Origin of the sequence: Neotamlana sargassicola, from assembly GCF_020523965.1 — a bacterium.
Lineage (GTDB): Bacteria > Bacteroidota > Bacteroidia > Flavobacteriales > Flavobacteriaceae > Neotamlana > Neotamlana sargassicola.
In genome coordinates, this window is sequence record NZ_JAJAPX010000007.1 from 1 (window position 1) to 17,229 (window position 17,229).

Consider the following 17,229-nt stretch of genomic DNA (forward strand, 5'->3'; position numbering starts at 1 on the left):
TGTTTAATTTTCCGGTTGTAAGTTCTTCTAAAATTTTCAGTTTGAAAGGTTCTGAATACCGTCTGATTACTTTGTCGTTTTTATACATAATGTTTAAAATTATGTAGCCTTTATTCAGGACGGGTCAGAATGTTTGGCAACGGTTTCGTATAACCGTCAGTTACGGGTTAAAGTACGTAAATTTTTCGGTTTAGCACAGACGTTAGCAATTCCGAATGGATTCGGACGTAGTCGAATCCGCCATAATTGCGGTTATATATTGTTAGCAAACGTTATTTATTCTTTTGGTATTGCTTAATTTGTTCCCAACGTTTTGGATCAACCATTTTCCAATAGACTTCATAAAAATCTTTCTTTTCTGGATTGTGTTTTTTTATTAATTCACCAAAAAAGTTCGTCAGAGCGATTTTTTCTTCGGTTTGTTCCGTTAAAACGTCTCTCTCTTTTTCATCTAATATCATAACAGATGCGTAAATATGTTTCCATTCCTCAAGTCCGTTTGTTAGAACAATATATTTTTTTCCGTTTAACAAGAGGTCTATATTATTCCACATTAGTATTGGGTGATTGCTGTTACTCGGAAAAATTTCTTTATCCCATTTCCCATATTTATCATACATCACTTTATGAGTGTAAAAAGCAGAATATACGCATTCGTATCTAATTTCATTAATTTTTGTAGTGTCTTTACCATTTACAGCAACGTATTGTTCATTTAAAATTTCCGTATACTTATTTTTGTAAATTTTTGAGCATCTCGTTTCCCTAATTGCTTTTTGAGATGAAGAACAACTTAAAAAAAGAGAAAGTATTATTGTTATGTAGATTCCTTTCATAGATTTGGTTCTAATGTTTGCTAACATGTCATAAAATAACTTTTAATACCAATATCTCGTTAAAGTCAAGGGATTATATTAAAATGTATTTCTAGTTGTATTGTAAATATAATCAAATAAAAAACAAAAAAAAATCCTGATATTTCTATCAGGATTTTCTTAATAAATAAAGTAAGTTGTTATTTATTTCGCATCACTTTAACATTCATTTCTTCTACTTTTTTATCAGAAAGTAACGATGGTGCTCCAAATAATAAATCGTCGCTAGTACCTGTTTTAGGGAAAGCCATAACCTCGCGAATTGAGGTTTTCTTTTCTAAAATCATCATCAATCTATCCACACCCCAAGCAATACCACCATGTGGTGGTGCACCGTAATGGAATGCTTTGTACATGGTGCCAACGCTTTTAAGCATTTCTTCTTTGTTGTAACCCATGTTTTTGTAAGTAGCTTCTAGAATTTCAGGTTTATGCGCACGTACCGAGCCGCCACCAATTTCGTAACCGTTAAGTATTAAATCGTATTGCTGTGCGATAATGCTTCCTATCTCTTCTTCCTTGCCATTCATGTGTTTTTCTATGTCGTAAACAGCTGGCATCGAGAATGGGTTGTGGGTAAACGTCCAACGGCCTTCATCGGTTTTTTCAAACATTGGGAAATCAATTACCCAAGCAGGTCGTAATTCTTTAGGGTTAATTAATTTTAACATGCTTCCTAATTCCTGGCGAACCGCGTCTAAAGCCTTGTTTGCTGTGGCATAATCGGCGGCAGAGAAAAATACTATATCGCCAACTTGTGCTTTTGTAGTTTCAATAATTTTGCTAGCAATGTCTTCACCTAAAAATTTAATAATAGGCGATTGCAAGTCGTTTTCGTTTACAATTATATAAGCTAAACCACCTAAGCCATGTTGTTGGGCAAGTGTGGTAAGTTTTTCTATTTGTCCTTTAGACAAGCGTTTTTTACCTTGCTCTTCTGCCGATACTTTTATGCATTTAACAATACCGCCATCTTCAATAGGTTTGCTAAATACCTGGAAAGTCGTGTCTTTTACAATATTGGTAATGTCTTGCAGTTTTAAGCCAAAGCGTAAATCTGGACGGTCGCAACCGTAAAAATCCATAGCTTCTTTATAGGTTAACACTTCAAACGGACGTAAAATCCATTTTTTGCCATAAATTTTGCTAACAATAGTGTTAAACATTTTAGTGTTTAAATCTATAATTTGTTGCATGCTGGCGTAGGCCATTTCAATATCCAATTGCGTGAATTCTGGTTGGCGATCGCCACGAGAATCTTCGTCTCTAAAACAACGGGCTAACTGAAAATACTTTTCGTAACCACTCACCATTAGCATTTGCTTAAATTGCTGTGGCGCTTGTGGTAAAGTATAAAATGCACCGGCTTGTTTGCGCGATGGTACAATAAATTCGCGGGCGCCTTCATCGGTTCCGGCACTTAAAATTGGCGTTTCAATTTCTAAGAAATCTTCATCGTCTAAAATATCGCGCATTAATTTAATAACCTTGTGTCGATTAACAATTGTGCGACGTACATCGTTATTTCTGTGATCTAAATATTTGTATTGAAAACGTACATTTTCGTTAGTTTTTGTAGCGCGTTTTATTTCGAAAGGCAAGGTTCTAGATAGGTTTAAAATATCTAAATCGCTGGCTTCTAATTCAATTTTTCCAGTGCGTAAGCTTGGGTTGTAATCGTCTTCCTTACGTTGCACTATTTTGCCAGAAACTGTAATTACAGATTCAGGTTTTAATTTAACAAGCTCGTCTAAGTTTACAAAGGACTCACGACTTAAACGCACTTGAAAAATTTCGGTGCTCGAATCGCGTAAGTCGATAAACATTAACTCACCATGATCGCGCACACTAGATACCCAACCTGCAAAAGTAACTTCTGCGTTAATGTTGTCTTCGTTAATATCGGTGATTAAATGTGTGCGATATTCATCTTTTATAACAAGCGGTATTTCTGGAAGAATTTCTTCTTTGGCTGTCTGTTGTTGGTTGTTTGTTGTTGGTTGTTCAGTTCCTGTCTTTGTTGAACTTTCAACTTTTAACTTTGAACTTTGCAGCTGCTTTAAAATGCCTTCGCGAATTACTTTACCCGAAGCGCCTTTACCAATTATACCAATAACTTTACCAACTAAAATACCCGCTTTTCCTTGGTTTCCGGCTTTAATATCGGTTGCAATAGCTTCGTTTTCGCTTATAACTTTTGCAATAGCATCTTGTATTTTTTCTTCGGAAATGGTATTCGCTTCAAAATAAGATTTGTAATCGAATTTAGCATCACTTAACAACGATTGTATCGCGTTTTGAGCTAAAACCGGAGTTACTTTTTCGGCTTTAAACAAACTGAAAATAGTGATGAAATCTTCAACATTTTCAATTTTAATATAATCTTCGGCCTTTACATTATTGGTTAAGGTTTTTGCAACAAACGAAGGATCTTGTAATGTGTTATTTATAGCTACAAAAGTTTCAGAGCGTAAACTATCGGCTGTAAAAAACTTAGCATCTTGTGGTAAAACGCCGCCGCCAATTAAAATAGATTCAACAGCAAAAGGTAAAGCGCTTAAATCGACATCAATACTTTCGATAACCGATTTTATGTTTACAAAAGGTAAATCGGGCTCCGAAATAAATCGGTAATCGGCCTCGTATTCCTTTTTACGCATGGTTTTAGTTTGCTTTAAATCGGCATCAAAAAGCACGGTGGTTTGGTCTGGCCTAAACGCATTGTTCTCAATAAAATAATTAAGTTGTTTTTCAACTTCTTCCTTTAAAGCATCAACCATAAACTTAAACGAGTTTAAGTTTTTTATTTCGGTTCTTGGGTTTAAATCGTTGCTGTTTTTTTTACGAAGTGAAACAGAAACATCCGATTTAAATTCACCTTTTTCTAAGTTAGCTTCAGAAATTTTTAAATTTTGAACAATACGTTGAATGTATTGCGCGTAAGTTGAAGCATCTTCGATATGACGAATACATGGGTCGGTAACAATTTCAATTAACGGTACGCCAGCTTTATTAAAATCGACTAACGAAACCTTTTTTTCATGCATTAATTTCGCCGCATCTTCCTCGATATGTACTTGCGTTAAACTTACGGTAAATTGGCTACCGTCGTTACGAAAACACGATACTTTTCCGTCTGGAATTACCGGGTTGTGATACTGCGTAATTTGTATGTTTTTTGGGTTGTCTGGGTATTCGTAATGTTTTCTGTCCCAAGAAATAACTTCGTTTTTAAACGACGATTCTACAGCTTTTCCAAAATAAATAGCCTTAGTAACAGCGTCTTTGTTTATGGCTGGTAAAACACCCATTTGCCCTGTACAAACCGAACAAATATTTTGGTTTGGTGTTTCAATTTCTTGGTTCGGACAAGAACAAAATAACTTTGTTTTTGTATTTAAACGTACGTGAGTTTCTAAACCTATAACAAGTTCTAGCTCGTGTTTATCTAAAAGTTGGTTTAATTGTTCTAGCTCCATTATATCGTGTCTTTTAAGAAGTTAGCAAACTTCAAAACAAGTTCGTCGTTTTGTTTGGCGGCTGTAATTTGTAAGCCAGTTTCTGTGCCTTGTGGCACGGTTAAAGTTGGTAATTGCCCAAGGCTAAAACCAACCGTGTAAGCATCGCTTAAATACATGGCGTGCGGATCTTTTAAACTATCGCCAATTTTAGGCGGTGTATTTGGTGTAACAGGAGAAAGTATAATGTCTACTTTCTTAAAATCATCTTCAAAATTGTTAGCAATGGCATCGCGAAGCGCTAAACCTTTTAAATAAATAGCATCCGAAAACCCTTGAGAAAGTACTTGGTTACCACCAACAATTCTTCGTTTTGTTTCTTCGGAAAAATTTTCTGATCGTGTTACAGCGTAAGTTTCTTTTAAATTTTCGGCTTCAATACGGTTGCCGTAGTTGGTGCCATCTAAACGCGATAGGTTAGAGGCAGTTTCGGCCATGGCTAAGGTGTAATATGTTGAAACCAAAGTATTCGATTCGAAGAAATCTAAAGGTTTTACCTCGATGCCTTTGGCTTTTATTTTTTCTATAGCTGAAAGAAAATCGGCTTTAATTTCAGGTGAAATGGCATCACTCTCAATAAAGTTTTTAAAATATCCTACTGTTTTTATGCCTTCGGAAGTTTTTATAGCGTCTGCATCAATTTCCGCGGAAGCGTAAGTGGTTTGGTCTTTAACATCTTTACCGCTCATGGCGTTAAGCACAATGCGGATATCTTCAACCGATTTAGCAATAGGTCCAACGCAATCTGTAGACGATGCGTACGCCATAATGCCGTAACGCGAAATGCGTCCATAAGTTGGTTTTAGTCCATAAATATTGTTGTAACCAGCGGGTTGACGAATTGAACCGCCAGTATCGCCACCAATAGAAAATACAGTGTAATTTTTAGCAACATTTACGGCAGAACCACCACTAGAACCACCGCCAACAAGTTCTGGGTTTACGGCATTTTTTACAGAACCAAAAATGGTGTTTTCGCTAGACGAACCATGGCCAAAACTATCGCAGTTTTCTTTAACTAGAGGAATGGCGCCGGCATCTAACAGTTTTTGAATGGCTGTTGCCGTGTAAGCCGATTTGTAATTTTTAAGCAAATTAGAACTCGCTGTTGTGGTTGTACCTTGTACCATGTAAACATCTTTAATACCAAATGGGATGCCTTCTAAAAGGCCAATGTTTTCGCCGTTGGCAATTTTTTCGTCTACTTTTGCAGCCAAATTTAAAGCGGTATCGCTTAGTAAACTGTTTACAGTATTGTTGGTGTTTTGGCTTAAAAGCTCCAATTTTTCTTGAACCAAAGCGGTGCAAGTTATTTCTTTGTTTACCAGTTGTTGGTGTATTTTTAGTATTTGTGAGCTCATTTTTATTCTTCTATAACTTTAGAAACTACTAAATAGCCGTTTTTTTCTTTTGGGAAATTTTCAATGATGATTTGCTTTTCTAAAGCAGAACTTTCTATAACAACATCGTCGCGTAAATCTTGAAGCGAAACACTGTTTTTGTTTAGGTTGATGGATGCTTCGCCGTTTATGTCAGCGCTTTTAATGTCATCAAACAATTTGTTAACAGCTTCACTTGGTTTTGCACCTTTAATGCTCGATAATATATCGACCGTCATTAATTTGCTCATGGTATTCTTTTGGTATTAAAAAAAGCCTTCCGTAACCGGAAGGCTTTCTATATTTTTAAACAATAACCTTCCGAATCCTAAAACTTAGAATTATTGAAATTATTATTGTTATTGTTGTTTTTCATGGTCTTTAAATCGCTTCAAAGATATGGAGAAATAAACGATTAAGCATCATGTTTATAAATATACTAACAGATATTAATAATTTATTAAAAATAGGTTTTATTCTTTGTTAGTTTTTTAGTGATTTGTGTTATTGATTAACAGTGCTTGGGTTTTTGATGCGAAATTGAAACTTTTTAATTTTTCTTGTAAGAATAATATATAAATGATTGATTTTAAAATAAGCTTTTTAAGCTCATTTTAGCTGGTTTTTTGTTTTGAGAAACAAAGAAATTTGGTTAAAACTTTATTTAAGCTTGTTTTTAGTTGTTTTAAGAGGTTTTTGTTGTAATTAACAATTGTTGATAAATTTATTGCTGAGTCGATAAAAAGCTTTTTAAAAGGGCTTTTATTTTGTATATTTGGTTGCCTTACAAAGATGCTAAAATTGCATCTTTTTTTGTCTAAGAATAAATTTAACCCAAACGAATTAAGATAAAATAACAAAATGAGCGAAGAAGCAAAAGACGAGCAGAACAAAGGACAATATTCTGCCGATAGTATTCAGGCGTTAGAAGGAATGGAGCATGTGCGCATGCGTCCGTCGATGTATATTGGAGATGTTGGTGTACGCGGTTTACATCATTTAGTTTACGAGGTTGTAGATAACTCTATTGACGAAGCTTTAGCTGGACATTGTGATACAATTAGTGTAACTATAAACGAAGATAACTCGATTACTACCGAAGATAACGGTCGTGGTATCCCTGTCGGGTTACATAAAAAAGAAGGTGTTTCTGCCCTAGAAGTTGTAATGACTAAAATTGGAGCAGGAGGTAAGTTTGACAAAGATTCTTATAAAGTTTCTGGTGGTTTACATGGTGTTGGTGTAAGTTGTGTTAACGCGCTTTCAGAGAGTTTAAAAGCAACTGTTTACCGCGAAGGTAAAATTTGGGAACAAGAATACGAGCGAGGTAAAACACTATATCCTGTAAAAACTGTAGGTGAGTCCGATAAAACAGGAACTATTGTAACCTTTAAACCAGACCCACAAATATTTCAACAAACGTTAATTTATAATTACGAAACGCTTTCTAGCAGAATGCGTGAATTAGCATATTTAAATAAAGGAATTACTATTGTAATGACTGATATGCGCGAGAAAGATGAAGAGGGTAATGTATTAACAGAAACGTTTCATTCTGAAGAAGGTTTAACAGAGTTTGTCAAGTATTTAGATGGGAACCGTGAACCTTTAATGAAGGATGTAATTGCTTTTGAAGGTGAAAAAAATGGCGTGCCTGTTGAGGTTGCTATGGTTTACAATACATCGTATGCTGAAAATTTACACTCGTATGTAAATAATATTAACACACATGAAGGAGGAACGCACTTATCTGGTTTCCGTCGTGGTTTAACGCACACTTTAAAAAAGTATGCCGATGAATCTGGCATGTTAGATAAGTTAAAGTTCGATATTGCAGGTGACGATTTTCGTGAAGGTTTAACAGCAATTGTATCGGTAAAAGTTGCCGAACCACAATTTGAGGGACAAACTAAAACAAAATTAGGTAACCGTGAAGTATCTGCTTCTGTAAGTCAAGCGGTATCAGAGATGCTTACCGATTATTTAGAGGAGCATCCAGATGATGCTAAAACCATAGTGCAAAAAGTAATTCTTGCCGCACAAGCGCGTCATGCAGCTCAAAAGGCTCGCGAAATGGTACAGCGTAAAACGGTAATGAGTATTGGTGGTTTACCTGGTAAATTAAGTGACTGTTCAGAACAAGATCCTGCGAAGTGTGAAGTATTCCTTGTAGAGGGAGATTCGGCAGGTGGAACAGCGAAGCAAGGTAGAGATAGAAACTTTCAGGCTATTTTACCATTAAGAGGTAAAATTCTTAATGTTGAAAAAGCAATGCAACATAAAGTGTTTGAAAATGAAGAAATAAAAAACATTTTTACAGCACTTGGTGTAACTATTGGAACCGAAGAAGATAGTAAAGCGCTTAACCTTTCAAAATTACGTTATCATAAAATTGTAATTATGTGTGATGCCGATATTGATGGTTCGCATATTGCAACTTTAATATTAACGTTCTTCTTCCGTTATATGAAAGAATTAATTGAAGCAGGACACGTTTACATTGCAACGCCACCACTTTACTTAGTTAAAAAAGGAGCTAAAAAGCGTTATGCTTGGAATGATGAAGAGCGTGATGCGATATCTGAAGAATTTGGAGGTAGTGTTAACATACAACGATACAAAGGTCTTGGTGAAATGAATGCGGGACAATTATGGGATACTACTATGGATCCTGAGTTTAGAACGCTTCGCCAAGTGAATATAGATAACGGTACAGAAGCCGACAGAATATTCTCTATGCTTATGGGCGACGAGGTTCCACCTCGTAGAGAATTTATTGAGAAAAATGCTGTTTACGCTAATATTGACGCGTAAATATCATTTTCTTAAGTTTATTTGAGTGTTTTTAAATTAAAAAGAGACTATCTTATTATAAGGTAGTCTCTTTTGCTATTAACCAGTTTTAAAATGAAAATTTGGGACAAAATGTTTAATATTTTAAAATAAACCAACGCTTATACGTGGTGTAGAAACTCTTGTGCTAATGCCAACGGTGCTTCTACGTGGTTGGTTGTAATAATAACTATCGTATCTGTAGTAGTAAAATGATGCGTGGTGGTAATAATTTTCACTATGGTGGCAATGGTTATTGCAGTTTTCGTAGTGTTCTGCATAAGCCGCTTTTTTACCTTTCATGTAAGCGCGATACGCTTTTTTATCTCGTTTTTTTAAGTCCTTTTCGTAAGCTTCTTGTTCTTCCCAAAATGTTTCTTCTTCATCATGGTTTGATGCCTTAAATTCTTGTTCGAATTTGGCATCTTGGGCTGCGCGCTGTGTGTAATAATCTTGTTTAGAAATTGTAGTTTCGCTTGCAGCTTCTGTTTCTTGTGCAGTTAAACTTGTGGTTATAACAAGGGTTAAAATGCTTACTAATGATTTTATAACTTTCATGATTTGTAATTTTAAAGTTTAAAAATTGCCGTTTTTAGCGGCCTTCATTAGTAAGACACCTTAAAGTTTTTTTACCCTACGCTTTTTTTAAAAAAAATTATAAATCGAAAGCTAATGTAAATTGCCAACCTCTATTTTTTGGGTTGTTTTCTTCATAAATACTTCCCATACCTAAATGGTAACGAACGCCTAAGCTTACACCACTGTTGGTTTTAAAACCACCACCAAAATTAAATCCCCAGTCGAAGCTTTCTGGTTCAAATTCTTGTGATGTATCAAAAACATTAAAACTGCTATCAAATTCTTCTTTATGAGAAACAGCATAACCTGCTTGCGGGCCAACCTCTAAGAAAAAGTTGTTGTCTGGATAAATTTTAAGCATTAACGGTACATTTATATAATCTAGTTTTTGAGTAAAAGTGCCACTACTATCTTTAATTTCGTAACCTTGTTGCGAATATTGAACTTCTATTTGTAAAGCAGCACCTTGAGCAATAAATGATTCTGCGTAAATACCAGCATTAAATCCGTGACGTTGTCCGGTTTCGGAATCGCCATCAAAACTTACGGCGGCAAGATTGTAACCACCTTTTAAGCCAAAATTACTTTCAGGTATATCGTTATCTTGAGCGTTAACATGAAATATAAGAGAAACGGTTAGTAAAATACTTAATAGAATTGTTTTCATTTTTTATATAAATTTAGGGTTGATATTATAAAATTATTTACCGCCATTAGCTTGTAAATCGGCAATACATTGCGAATCTAACTCTGGTACAGAATTCATATTTGTCATGCTTGAAACTCTAACTGATGATTCTGTAGACCAGTACATTAAACAGCTTTCTACATCGCAATGGTTCGGGTGGTCTTTGTCTTCATGATCGCTTTGTAAAGGCGAACCTAAATCGGTTAATCCAAAAATATGCCCAAACTCATGATTAATTACAGTAGCTTCTAAAAACCAAGTGTCTGGTTGAAAAGCACCACCGCTTAAATCTTGTACAGTTTCTTCAAAAATAACAAAAGATGTGTTCCAATAGGCAGAACCAAGAACCACAGTATTGTCTTCTTCTGAGTCGGCATCAGAGCTTCCGTCAGAAAAATAAGCCCAAACGGCTATTTCGTCGTCTGTGTTATAATATTTGCGATTTTCGCGTTCTATGTCGGCAATATCATCAATGCTATAAACATCTTGTCCTGGAGAGGATATCGATCGTTTTTCTACAGTTATGCCATCGGGTTTGTTAATTCTACTTTCTAAAAATGAAACAAAGTTGTTAATACCATTATCGGTTGGCTCGAAGCCATCAACGTAAACAATTTCTACAATTAAGCTTTTAAAGGTGTTGTCTGATAGTAAATCGTTAGCAGAACTTCCTGTTGCTTGCCTGTTTGTAGCCACGTTTATTACGGTTTCTTCTTCGTTAATATTTGAAGAATTATCGTTTTGGCAAGAAAACAATACAGCTAACACGGCTAATGCAAAAATTATGTTATGTTTCATTTTTATTTTATTTAAAATGCAGCTACTTAGTTAAAGTAGCTGCATGAATTATATTTAGTTTAAGTCTTAAATTTTTTCTAAAACTAACGTTATAGCTGCATTAGTTGTGCTTTGTAATGCAATTGAACTTTCTGAAAAACTTGTTACTTCCCAAGTATGGTTTAACAACTCGAAAGAAGCGTTTGCCGAAAATGTTAAGTTTAAATATACTTCTGTGCTTGATGTAACTTCGTAAGTTCCTTCAATATCAGCAATTAATGTGTTAACTGTGTTTTCTGCAGTACAAGATAAATCGTTACTAAAATCTATTGTGTATTCAATATAATCGTTTGCTTTATCGATACCTGTTTCTATAAACGATTCAACTTTAAACGTAGTATCTACTAAAATATTTTCTAAGGTTTCAGCGTTTTCTTCAGCTTCATCTTCAATGTCTTCATTTTCTAAACAATCTGAAATACTAGATTGTAAATCGGCATCGCTAGAAATTTCAATAACAGTATCGCTATCGCCGTTTAAAGTTGCAGTAATTGGGTAGTTTACAGCAAAGAATTCGTCATCATTAATGTTACTCATGTAAGTATAAAGTTCTTGTTCAGATTCTAGAACTACACTTCCGGTTTGCTCAATATTTACGTTGTAAGTTAAAAGCGTAACAGGAAAATCGATGTTTATACAAGAAATAGCGTCTTCTGCGTTTTCTTCGGCTGTTTCGCAAGCGTCAATTATAGCATCATATTCCGTTTGGTTTGTTACAACAACCTCGGTATAGTTACTTAATTTTACTGATAATGGAAATTGAAGCTCGATGCTGTCGTCGTCTGCAATAAATTCACCTAAAATATTTAGTACTAAACTGTAATCGGACTCGCTAACTAAAGTAACTTGAGTGTCGTTTATAGTTGCGGTGAATGGGAATAATATTGAAGAACATGATACGCCATCAATAAAATCATCAAAACTACCATCGTACATCGATGAGCGTTCTAGGTTACTAGCAGTTGGAGATGTTGATGAGTTTGTGTTTGGGTTATCTCCGTTTTCAACATCAATTTCATCTTGACATGATGTAAGGGTAAAAATTGAGGTTAAAATAATTAAAGTTAAAAATTTTAAATTTTTCATGATTGTCTTTTTTTGGGTTTTTAAAATTATCTTTTTCATAGCAATTTTGCTGTTTCTGTATTTAAGACAATTACATTTAAAATTACCCTACCATTTTTTTGAAAAAAAAAGTAAAAATTTTGTTTTGGTGTTGATTTTTAAGTATTTAGCTAATAAAGTTTTTTGTCATATTTTTGCGAGGTCGTTAATTTATTAAAAATTTATGAGCAACCCTAAGTCTAATTTATGCGAGGAGGCGCAATTTAATACCTTTTATATAGAACACATACAATCGGTGAATAATTTTGCTTTTTATAAATGTGGAGATAAGGCAGCTGCGTTAGATTATGTACAAGATGCATTTTCTAAAATATGGGAAAACTGTTCTAAAATTGAATTTACTAAAGCCAAAACATACCTGTTTACAACCGTTAATAATTTGTTTTTAAACACTATTAGGCATCAAAAAGTGGTGTTTAATTACGCGAAAGCGGCACCATATCAGGATATCACAAATCAAAATCCGGAGTATTTATTGGAAGAAGAAGAGTTTAAAACAAAACTAGAACGGGTTATATCCAATTTAACACCCGAGCAGCGCGAAGTTTTTTTACTGAATAGAATTGAAGAAAAAAAGTACCGAGAAATAGCAGAATTATTAAATATTTCGCAAAAAACGGTTGAAAAACGAATGTCTGCAGCATTAAAAGTGTTAAGGCAGAACTTGGATGGAGCTTCTTTTTAAAAATTAATTACAAAAAAGGGTAGGGTAAACAATTATTAGAGTGTCTAAAAGATGAAAGCCTTAAAAAGATGAATAAAGAACAAGACATATTAAAATGGTTTGAAGGTGAAATATCTACGGCCGATATAAAAAAACGATATCCAAATGAAGATTTTTCGGTTTTAGAAAAAGCAGGGTTTTATGCAAAACAAATTGAAGCGCCAAAAGTTGATGCCCAAGCTGCTTTAGCCGATTTTAAAACGAGAAGTTTTAAAAAGGATGCCCCTAAAGTAATACCATTACAAATAAAACAATTTTTAAGAGTTGCTGCTATTTTAGTGGTGCTTTTAACATCGTCTTATTTCTTGTTTTTTAACAATACCAAAAGTGTTAACACCGAAATTGCCGAAACAAAAACATTTAATTTACCCGATGAAAGTGAGGTGGTTTTAAATGCAAAATCAACACTCGATTACAATAAAAAAACTTGGAAAACCGAACGCAATTTAAATTTAAGTGGCGAGGCCTATTTTAAAGTAACCAAGGGGCAAAAATTTACGGTAAAAACTGCAGCAGGAAATGTGCAGGTTTTAGGTACGCAATTTAATGTAAAACAACGTGCTAATTATTTTGAGGTTACTTGTTACGAAGGTTCTGTAAGTGTAACGTCAAACCAAAATAAAGTAGTTTTAAAACCTGGAGAAACGTTTAGAATTGTTGATAACAAAGTAGTTGCTGTGGCTAATGCAAATGAAAATGCGCCGTCGTGGTTGCAGCAAGAATCTAGTTTTAAAAATGTACCGCTTTGGCAAGTTGTTAACGAGCTAGAGAATCAATATAATATTAGTGTTTCTACAAAAACAATAAATGCAAACGCGTTGTTTTCGGGAAGTTTTACACATAACAACTTAAATATTGCATTGCAGTCGGTAACTATTCCGTTAAAGCTTAGTTATAAAATAAACGATAATAACGTGGAGTTTTATAATTATGAAGCTAAATAAACAGTGTTTTAATATTGTTCTTATTGCGAGTTTACTTTCTTTTAGTGCTTTTGCACAAGAAAGGCTGCCGCTTATAAAGGTGTTAAATCAACTTGAAGAAAAGTTTAGTGTTAAGTTTTCGTATTCTGAAAACGATATTGATGCTGTTTTTGTTGAAACACCAAATCTTGAAGCTTCATTGCAACATGTTATTGATGGTTTAAATGATGAAACACTGCTAAATTTTCAAATTCTTGATGAACGTTACATTACAATTTCTTCAATAAATAAAACCATAAACATCTGCGGTATTGTACTTTCTGAAACGGATAGTTTTCCATTAATGGGAGCAACGGTTCAGGTTGCAAATACTCAAAAAGGAGTGATAACAAATTCTAATGGAGATTTTAAGTTAGATGATGTGCCTGTAAATTCAACAGTTAAAATTTCATATTTAGGTTTTGAAACGGTTCAAATTAATGCCATCGATTTACGTAAAACAAATCAATCAATTTGCTCCAATGTTTTATTAGCTGAAAGATTAGAAACACTCAATAAAATATTAATCTCGAAATTTTTAACCACAGGTTTGCAAAAACGAGTAGATGGTAGCACGGTGTTAAACACCGAAAAATTTGGTACACTTCCAGGTTTAACAGAACCAGATGTTTTGCAGTCTATACAAGCGCTTCCAGGAGTTGAAAGTGTTAACGAAAGTATTGCGAATATAAATGTTCGTGGCGGAACCAACGACCAAAACCTTATGATTTGGGATGGTATTAAAATGTACCATTCGGGACATTTTTTTGGATTAATTTCGGCTTACAATCCTTATTTAACCGAGAAAGTTGAGGTTACAAAAAACGGAACGTCGAGCGAGTTTAGCGATGGTGTGTCGAGCACCATAAATATGTTTACCAAAAATAATATAGATGAAACTGTTTCTGGAGGTTTTGGTGCAAATTTGTTGCATGCCGATGGATATTTACAAATTCCGTTAAACAAAAAATTAGCCGTTCATGTATCTGGTCGACGTGCGTTTACCGATGCTTTTAGTTCGCCAACTTATAGTCAGTATTTCGAAAAAAGTTTTCAAGATAGCGAGTTAACTACTAATAGTGAAAATGTAAATGATGCTCAGCAATCTTCAGACTTTTTCTTTTATGATTATTCGGGGAAATTATTATTCAATTTAAATGAACAACATAAGTTTAGAGCTAATGTTATTGGTATTTATAATAATCTGGACTATACCGAAAGTTTCGAAAATTCGGAAGGAGAAACCGAATCGAAAACAAGTAATTTAAAACAAGAAAATTTAGGTTTTGGTGGGAGCTGGAATGCCGATTGGACGAATCGTTTTTCAACCGAAATTTCAGGGTTTTATTCAAAATACAACGTAGATGCCTTAAATTATCGTGTAGAAACCGACCAAAGTTTAACACAAGCCAACGAAGTTTTAGAAACAGGAATTAAATTAAAAAGCAGGCTTAAAATAAATGAGAGCTTAAATGTTTTGGCGGGTTATGCGTTTAACGAAATAGGTGTGTTGTATAAAACTACTGTTAGTGCACCATCTTACGATAGAATTACCAAAGATGTATTATTGAATCATGCGGCCTTTACCGAAATAGAGTATAATAAAAACAATACCTACCTACGGTTAGGGGTTCGTGGTAATTATTTTCAGAAATTTAATAGCTTTCTAGTAGAGCCAAGATTAAACCTAAGGCAAAAAATATCAAACCAGTTTGCATTAAAGCTTCAAGGCGAGTTTAAAAATCAAACAACAAAACAAAAAATAGATTTTCAAGATGATTTTTTAGGAGTTGAAAACAGGCGCTGGACACTTGCCAACGAACAACTTATAAAAATATCTACAAGTAAACAGGTTTCCTTTGGTTTCGAGTTTAATAAAAATAACTGGTTGTTCGATGTTGAAAGTTTTTACAAAATAGTAGATGGTATTACGGCATCCAACCAAGGATTTTACAATAATTTTCAATATGTAAATGCAAACGGAAATTATAATGCCAGAGGTTTGGAGTTTTTAGTTAATAAAACAGCAACAAAATATAGCACATGGCTTAGTTATACATTTAGTAAGAATGATTATGAATTTGAAACGATAACGCCATCGGTATTTCCTAATAATTTAGATATCAGGCATTCTGTGTCTTTGGCCTTCAATTATAATATTTTAAAAAACTTAGAAGCATCTGTTGGAGGCATCTGGCGTTCTGGTCAACCTTACACTCAGCCTGTTGAAGGAAATGAAACTGTTCAAGATGGAAATGCTACAGTTGTAAATTACGATGAGCCAAATCATGAAAATGTGGAAGACTTTATGCGAGTTGATGCTTCGCTGAATTCGAAATTTACGCTTTCAAAAAAGGTAAAAGGGCAATTGAGATTGGGCGTTTTAAATCTTTTGAATAAGAAAAATACTATAAATCGCTATTTTGAATTAAGCTCAGAAAATAGCGATGAAGTATTACGTGTTGATAATCAGTCTCTAGGAATAACGCCTAATGTGAGCATTAGGATTAATTTTTAATTATCAAAATCCAATATTAAAAAATCGTTAAAAAGCATTTTTTTTCGACAAAATGTTGTTTTGTAAGTTTTTTTGATTTATGTTTGTACCACCAATCTATCAGATCTATTATAAATGAAAAATTTAAGGTTTTTAATTCTAATTAGTTTATTATCAGTGGCTTCTCAAGCGCAAGATGTTGACGCTTTATTTGCTGCGGGTGTAGAAAATGCAGAACAATTCACTAACGATTATTTAATGCCAGGAACTAACGGCTTAATGCATAGCATGAACGGTAACTGGTTTAATACTGCAGATGCAAAACCTTTAGGAGGATTTGAAATTTCGATTGTTACCAATGCAGTTGTAATTAATGACGAGCATAAATCATTTACTTTAAATATTGCCGATTATAACAGCGACGATTACGATTTTACAGTGGCTTTTGCCGATGATGAAACGCTAGCATCTAAAGATGTAGCGACAGCCTTAGGGGAAAACGACCCAGATGTACAATTAATAGTACGGTCAAAACAGTTTCCTAATGTAAATCCTGAGACGATTACATTGCCTTCAGGTATTGGTGAGTCCACAAAAAACTTGTTGCCAACAGCTTTTTTACAAGCGGCTCTAGGTTTAAGTAAAGGCATAGAAGTAAAAGCTAGGTTTGTACCAAAAATAGAAACAGACGAGTTAGAGTTAAGTTTATACGGTGCTGGTTTACAAATGGAGTTTACCAAATGGTTACCAGGAAATAAAATATTACCAGTTGCTTTGTCTGGGTTGGTAGCCTATACACACATGAATGGTTCTTACGATATTACAGAATCGTCTGGAATAGATGGAGAAAATCAAAAAATTGAAAATAGTACTAGTACATGGCTGTTTCAATTAATAGGATCAACCAAATTGCCAGTAATAAATTTTTACGGTGGTTTAGGGTATATAAAAGGAAATTCCCAGTCTGATGTTTTAGGAACATATACAGTAACTAGTGGTCCGTTAATTTCAAGAACAGAAACCGATCCGTTCTCGGTAAGTAGCGACGTGGCAGCGGTTCGTGGAACCTTAGGGTTTAAATTGAAATTAGGTTTTTTTAGATTAAACGGTGAGTATCACCTATCAGAATACAACGCTTTTGCCTTAGGTGTTAACTTTGGCTTTAGATAAGATATAGTTTTTTTCATTGTGAAATGATTATTTATTTTTTAGT

Annotated in this window: 13 protein-coding genes; 5 read left to right on the plus strand and 8 right to left on the minus strand. The window is 34.2% G+C overall.

Translation table 11 applies throughout. From position 1 onward, the window contains the following. Nucleotides 1–272: 272 nt before the first annotated feature. From LG651_RS15000 to LG651_RS15015, 4 genes are all read right to left on the minus strand, one after another. Nucleotides 273–836, minus strand: a complete 564-nt coding sequence (locus tag LG651_RS15000; protein WP_226696926.1) for a hypothetical protein — start codon at nt 834–836, stop codon at nt 273–275. Between the two features lie 179 nt (nt 837–1,015). Next, nucleotides 1,016–4,354, minus strand: a complete 3,339-nt coding sequence (gene gatB/aspS, locus LG651_RS15005) for a bifunctional amidotransferase subunit GatB/aspartate--tRNA ligase AspS (RefSeq protein ID WP_226696927.1) — start codon at nt 4,352–4,354, stop codon at nt 1,016–1,018. Next, nucleotides 4,354–5,754, minus strand: a complete 1,401-nt coding sequence (locus LG651_RS15010; protein ID WP_226696928.1) for an amidase family protein — start codon at nt 5,752–5,754, stop codon at nt 4,354–4,356. Before LG651_RS15010 ends, gatB/aspS begins: the two co-directional genes overlap by 1 nt. A gap of 2 nt (nt 5,755–5,756) precedes the next feature. After that, nucleotides 5,757–6,023, minus strand: coding sequence for an Asp-tRNA(Asn)/Glu-tRNA(Gln) amidotransferase subunit GatC (locus LG651_RS15015; protein ID WP_226696929.1), 267 nt, complete (start codon nt 6,021–6,023; stop codon nt 5,757–5,759). Between the two features lie 610 nt (nt 6,024–6,633). Between LG651_RS15015 and gyrB the strand changes: the two genes are divergently transcribed. Next, nucleotides 6,634–8,586, plus strand: a complete 1,953-nt coding sequence (gene gyrB, locus LG651_RS15020) for a DNA topoisomerase (ATP-hydrolyzing) subunit B (protein WP_226696930.1) — start codon at nt 6,634–6,636, stop codon at nt 8,584–8,586. 123 nt (nt 8,587–8,709) lie between these two features. Here the strand turns inward: gyrB and LG651_RS15025 are convergent, their stop codons facing one another. The 4 genes from LG651_RS15025 to LG651_RS15040 all read right to left on the minus strand — a co-directional run bounded on the left by LG651_RS15025 (nt 8,710) and on the right by LG651_RS15040 (nt 11,794). Continuing rightward, nucleotides 8,710–9,162 carry a hypothetical protein gene (locus LG651_RS15025; protein ID WP_226696931.1) on the minus strand — a complete coding sequence of 151 codons (453 nt, stop codon included), beginning with the start codon at nt 9,160–9,162 and terminating at the stop codon, nt 8,710–8,712. Between the two features lie 97 nt (nt 9,163–9,259). Continuing rightward, a complete protein-coding gene (locus LG651_RS15030) occupies nt 9,260–9,850 on the minus strand; it encodes a porin family protein (RefSeq protein WP_226696932.1) in 591 nt (196 codons plus the stop codon). A gap of 33 nt (nt 9,851–9,883) precedes the next feature. Then, entirely contained in the window at nt 9,884–10,669 is a 786-nt protein-coding gene (locus LG651_RS15035) for a zinc metalloprotease (protein WP_226696933.1), read from the minus strand. 66 nt (nt 10,670–10,735) lie between these two features. Beyond that, on the minus strand, nt 10,736–11,794 hold the full coding sequence (locus tag LG651_RS15040) for a hypothetical protein (protein ID WP_226696934.1): 1,059 nt from the start codon (nt 11,792–11,794) through the stop codon (nt 10,736–10,738). Between the two features lie 202 nt (nt 11,795–11,996). Here LG651_RS15040 and LG651_RS15045 point away from each other — a divergent pair, with 202 nt between their 5' ends. The 4 genes from LG651_RS15045 to LG651_RS15060 all read left to right on the plus strand — a co-directional run bounded on the left by LG651_RS15045 (nt 11,997) and on the right by LG651_RS15060 (nt 17,186). Continuing rightward, nucleotides 11,997–12,518, plus strand: a complete 522-nt coding sequence (locus LG651_RS15045; protein WP_044633926.1) for an RNA polymerase sigma factor — start codon at nt 11,997–11,999, stop codon at nt 12,516–12,518. A gap of 68 nt (nt 12,519–12,586) precedes the next feature. After that, nucleotides 12,587–13,501, plus strand: a complete 915-nt coding sequence (locus LG651_RS15050; RefSeq protein ID WP_226696935.1) for a FecR family protein — start codon at nt 12,587–12,589, stop codon at nt 13,499–13,501. Beyond that, nucleotides 13,488–16,037 (plus strand): TonB-dependent receptor, encoded by a 2,550-nt coding sequence (locus LG651_RS15055; RefSeq protein ID WP_226696936.1) that lies wholly within the window; start codon nt 13,488–13,490, stop codon nt 16,035–16,037. Before LG651_RS15050 ends, LG651_RS15055 begins: the two co-directional genes overlap by 14 nt. Nucleotides 16,038–16,151: 114 nt before the next feature. Then, nucleotides 16,152–17,186, plus strand: coding sequence for a DUF6588 family protein (locus LG651_RS15060; protein WP_226696937.1), 1,035 nt, complete (start codon nt 16,152–16,154; stop codon nt 17,184–17,186). The last annotated feature ends 43 nt before the right edge of the window (nt 17,187–17,229 follow it).

Coding starts and splice junctions, on each gene's coding strand:
- LG651_RS15000 (WP_226696926.1), bottom strand. CDS start 836: ATGAAAGGAATCTACATAACAATAATACTTTCTCTTTTTTTAAGTTGT.
- gatB/aspS (WP_226696927.1), bottom strand. CDS start 4,354: ATGGAGCTAGAACAATTAAACCAACTTTTAGATAAACACGAGCTAGAA.
- LG651_RS15010 (WP_226696928.1), bottom strand. CDS start 5,754: ATGAGCTCACAAATACTAAAAATACACCAACAACTGGTAAACAAAGAA.
- LG651_RS15015 (WP_226696929.1), bottom strand. CDS start 6,023: ATGAGCAAATTAATGACGGTCGATATATTATCGAGCATTAAAGGTGCA.
- gyrB (WP_226696930.1), top strand. CDS start 6,634: ATGAGCGAAGAAGCAAAAGACGAGCAGAACAAAGGACAATATTCTGCC.
- LG651_RS15025 (WP_226696931.1), bottom strand. CDS start 9,162: ATGAAAGTTATAAAATCATTAGTAAGCATTTTAACCCTTGTTATAACC.
- LG651_RS15030 (WP_226696932.1), bottom strand. CDS start 9,850: ATGAAAACAATTCTATTAAGTATTTTACTAACCGTTTCTCTTATATTT.
- LG651_RS15035 (WP_226696933.1), bottom strand. CDS start 10,669: ATGAAACATAACATAATTTTTGCATTAGCCGTGTTAGCTGTATTGTTT.
- LG651_RS15040 (WP_226696934.1), bottom strand. CDS start 11,794: ATGAAAAATTTAAAATTTTTAACTTTAATTATTTTAACCTCAATTTTT.
- LG651_RS15045 (WP_044633926.1), top strand. CDS start 11,997: ATGAGCAACCCTAAGTCTAATTTATGCGAGGAGGCGCAATTTAATACC.
- LG651_RS15050 (WP_226696935.1), top strand. CDS start 12,587: ATGAATAAAGAACAAGACATATTAAAATGGTTTGAAGGTGAAATATCT.
- LG651_RS15055 (WP_226696936.1), top strand. CDS start 13,488: ATGAAGCTAAATAAACAGTGTTTTAATATTGTTCTTATTGCGAGTTTA.
- LG651_RS15060 (WP_226696937.1), top strand. CDS start 16,152: ATGAAAAATTTAAGGTTTTTAATTCTAATTAGTTTATTATCAGTGGCT.